This is a genomic window from Planctomycetia bacterium (assembly GCA_034440135.1).
Taxonomy (GTDB): Bacteria; Planctomycetota; Planctomycetia; order Pirellulales; family JALHLM01; genus JALHLM01.
Genome location: JAWXBP010000269.1, coordinates 1 through 2,950 on the forward strand (window position 1 = coordinate 1; position 2,950 = coordinate 2,950).

The window sequence follows — 2,950 nt, forward strand, 5'->3', positions numbered from 1 at the left end:
CGGCGACCGCCTCGCCAATCGTTTGTGACTTGAGTGCGTCGCAATCCAAGGCGGCGGCGATGAGCACTCGCGCTTCGTCCAATCGAACCGCGCCGGCGTAACCCTGCCGCGCAATGGACATCTCGATGGTTCGTGAGGCGATATCGAAATCATCGACGCCCACGACCGCGGCCACGCCAATGCGCGCCTGGTGCGCCGCGCTCGATGGCGAGGACGACTGGGCGTGCAGACTACTGCGGAGCAGTCCGTCCGCCACGACGGCGACGCGCGTAGTAGCGACATTCGTGTGGTCCCCCACCGCCAGGTGAACTTGTTGCCAGCCGCCTTGAGCGCCCAAAACCTTGGCGCTACAGCCGGGCCGGAATTCAGCGCCGGCGCTCACCGCCCGATCGACCAGGGCGGCGTCAAAGCTCGCTCGATCAATCGCATACCCAGCCGGCAGATTCAGCTCGCTCGCATTGCCTTCCGAAAAAAAGCGAATGCGATCAATCGGCGCCGCGTCAATTTCGCGTAGCACGTCGTCCAGGCCAAATTGTCGCAACGCCGTCACCGCGCTCCGGCTGAGACAACCGCCGCACGTCTTCCGACGAGGGAATCGCTTGGCATCCACGAGCAGCGTCCGCAGTCCCCGACGCGCCGCGAGCGTGGCGGCAACTGCACCCGCGGGACCAGCGCCGATCACCACGACATCCCACGCGGGATCTTGCGAACTTAAAGCAGCGTGCGACCGGCCGGGCGTCATGGCTTGTTCCATTGAATCAGCACCCGAGCCGGCCAATGTCGCGTGAATGTGGCGCCACTCATTCCGGAGCCACCGCACAAATCTCGCAATTCGCTGACGGTAAAGGCGGCCCGCACGGAAACGGGGCCGTCGAACCGCACGATTGGCGAGCGCGTCAACGTATGACACGCCAGCCACGCCAGGCCATAAGCGAATCGCGATCTCAAGAGATCATCGATCAGCACCGCCCGTCGAGCTGCCGCGGCCATGCGAGATAATAGTAGCGCCGCCTGATCGTCGGCCAAGTGATGGAAAAACAGCGTCGACATCACCACGTCGTAGTCTTCCGGCAATGCGTCGGAAAGCACGTCCAGTCGCGAGAATCGGACGTGCTTCAAGCCAGCTTGCCGCGAGAGCGTTTGCGCGGCATCGATCGCCGTCTCGCTTTGGTCCACTCCGTGAAGCTCCACGGCCAAACCGCGTTTCACCAGTCGATGAGCGCAGCCCATCAGCACGTCGCCGCCGCCACAAGCAAGATCCAACACGCGCAGCTTGCGGCCCTCAACTTGGCGCGCGAGTTGTTCCAATGGTCGCCAGATGTAGGATGCGGTGCGGCTAATCTGATTGATGCGGCACAATCCAGCGAGCGCCCGTCGATGGTCTTCCGCGCGCAACCCGGGCTGATCCATCAACTCTTGTTGCCGAACACGGGGCCATCCGGTCGCGATCATGCCAACGCTCGTGCTACGATAGTCATAGTTGTTCCAGGCGAGTTGTGGCCCGATCACGTTCGAATGTCAAGCAGGCCTAACGCCGGCAGTCAGCGATTATTCGCGCCGCGCCATCGATTGATAGACCAGGCGATCGACCGATGAATCGACGGAACTAGCTCGGCCGTCCCCCCACAACACGTTGATATGCTCGTCGTGGCGGCTGTCGAACTCGCATTCATCCGCGTCGTCGCGATTCGGGCCTAAACAGGCGTTGCCCGTCACTCGACCCGCGGCGTCTTCTCCGTCCAGCGGGAAATCGCTCCATGTGGCGGGCAACTTCCGCGCGGTGCGCTCCGAGAGGAGCGCCACATTGCTGACGCCGCGGCGCAAGTCTTCCCAGCGGCAGCCGCGAAACTCGCGAAACGGCCCTTCACCAATTTCGCCGGACACATCATCGGGATCGCTGACGCCGAAGACGCCGAGATAGTTGGACAACGGCAGCGTGGCCAGCATCGTTTCGCTGGTTTGAAACGACGACTCATGCTCGCCGATTTCGCGATACAACGCAAACTGCGATTCCGCCACGTCCGAAGGACATTGGAAAATCGAAAGTTCCTGCGTGGACGCGGGATCATTCATCGCCGCCCGATGCACAGACCGGCCCGGATCGATCGCAACATGCTCCAAATAGGGCAGCAATTGGCCAGCCCAGCTACGCGCGATCCGATCGGAGGATTCCCTTTGCCAACCCGACGGCAAGCGACGCCGCGCTTCATGAAAAGCGTGAAAGGCTACGCCGAATTCGCGTTCGTGGGCCAGGCATTGCAAATTGCGCGCTTGTTCCCTCGCGATCTGAACGGCCGGCATCAACAAGCCGACCAAGATCGCGAGTACCGCGCAGACGACCAACAGTTCGACGATTGTCAGGCCGCGGCGACTCGAACACCTCGCGGCCCAGTAAACCGACGTTTGATTGCTTCCTGCATCCATTTCAGGTCTCCTGTTCGGATTCTATCCGAAATTCGTTGCCAAGTGAACGCGAACGGCACCCAGGGCACGGGCCCCACAATCTGGCGACGGCCAGCGACATTGGTGCAAATTGCTGGTTCCGAGCACGGCGTGCCGATCACTCCGCCGCTTGAATACTGCGCACAGTCCTCGCCGACTTTGGCGGCGAAGAAGTCGTCGGAATCGCTCGCGGCAATGGCCTTCAGGCCGGCTCGGCCACGCGTGACATCGGCGAGCGTGGCGCGACCGGATGACCGAACTGCCAGCTCAAACTCATGCCAGGCCCGCTCGCGAAGGACTATTGCTCCTGGAAGATTCGACGGCGTTCCAGCCTTTGCCTAAACAGCCGTTCGTGAGCGGCGGAGGTGGAAGAAGTGCGACTAATCCGAAGCGCCAACGCAGCGCAAGTCCAGTTGAACTGCGTGCGCAACTAACTCACACCTTACTTGTTATGATCTGGTTCTAGTCGTTGAATCAAGTCGAAACAGACTCGAAATCGCCAAGCCGA

General features: G+C 61.6%; 3 protein-coding genes. All 3 read right to left on the reverse strand.

Annotation, left to right across the window (positions count from 1 at the left end; translation table 11 throughout):
* The coding region (locus tag SGJ19_16595; GenBank protein ID MDZ4781871.1) for an FAD-dependent oxidoreductase at positions 1 to 742 on the reverse strand (742 nt) is incomplete at its 3' end.
* Positions 739 to 1,452: a methyltransferase domain-containing protein gene (locus SGJ19_16600; GenBank protein MDZ4781872.1), complete on the reverse strand. Its 714-nt coding sequence runs from the start codon at positions 1,450 to 1,452 to the stop codon at positions 739 to 741. The genes SGJ19_16595 and SGJ19_16600, both read right to left, overlap by 4 nt.
* Before the next feature lie 96 nt (positions 1,453 to 1,548).
* Positions 1,549 to 2,424: a DUF1559 domain-containing protein gene (locus SGJ19_16605; protein ID MDZ4781873.1), complete on the reverse strand. Its 876-nt coding sequence runs from the start codon at positions 2,422 to 2,424 to the stop codon at positions 1,549 to 1,551.
* Between the last annotated feature and the right edge of the window lie 526 nt (positions 2,425 to 2,950).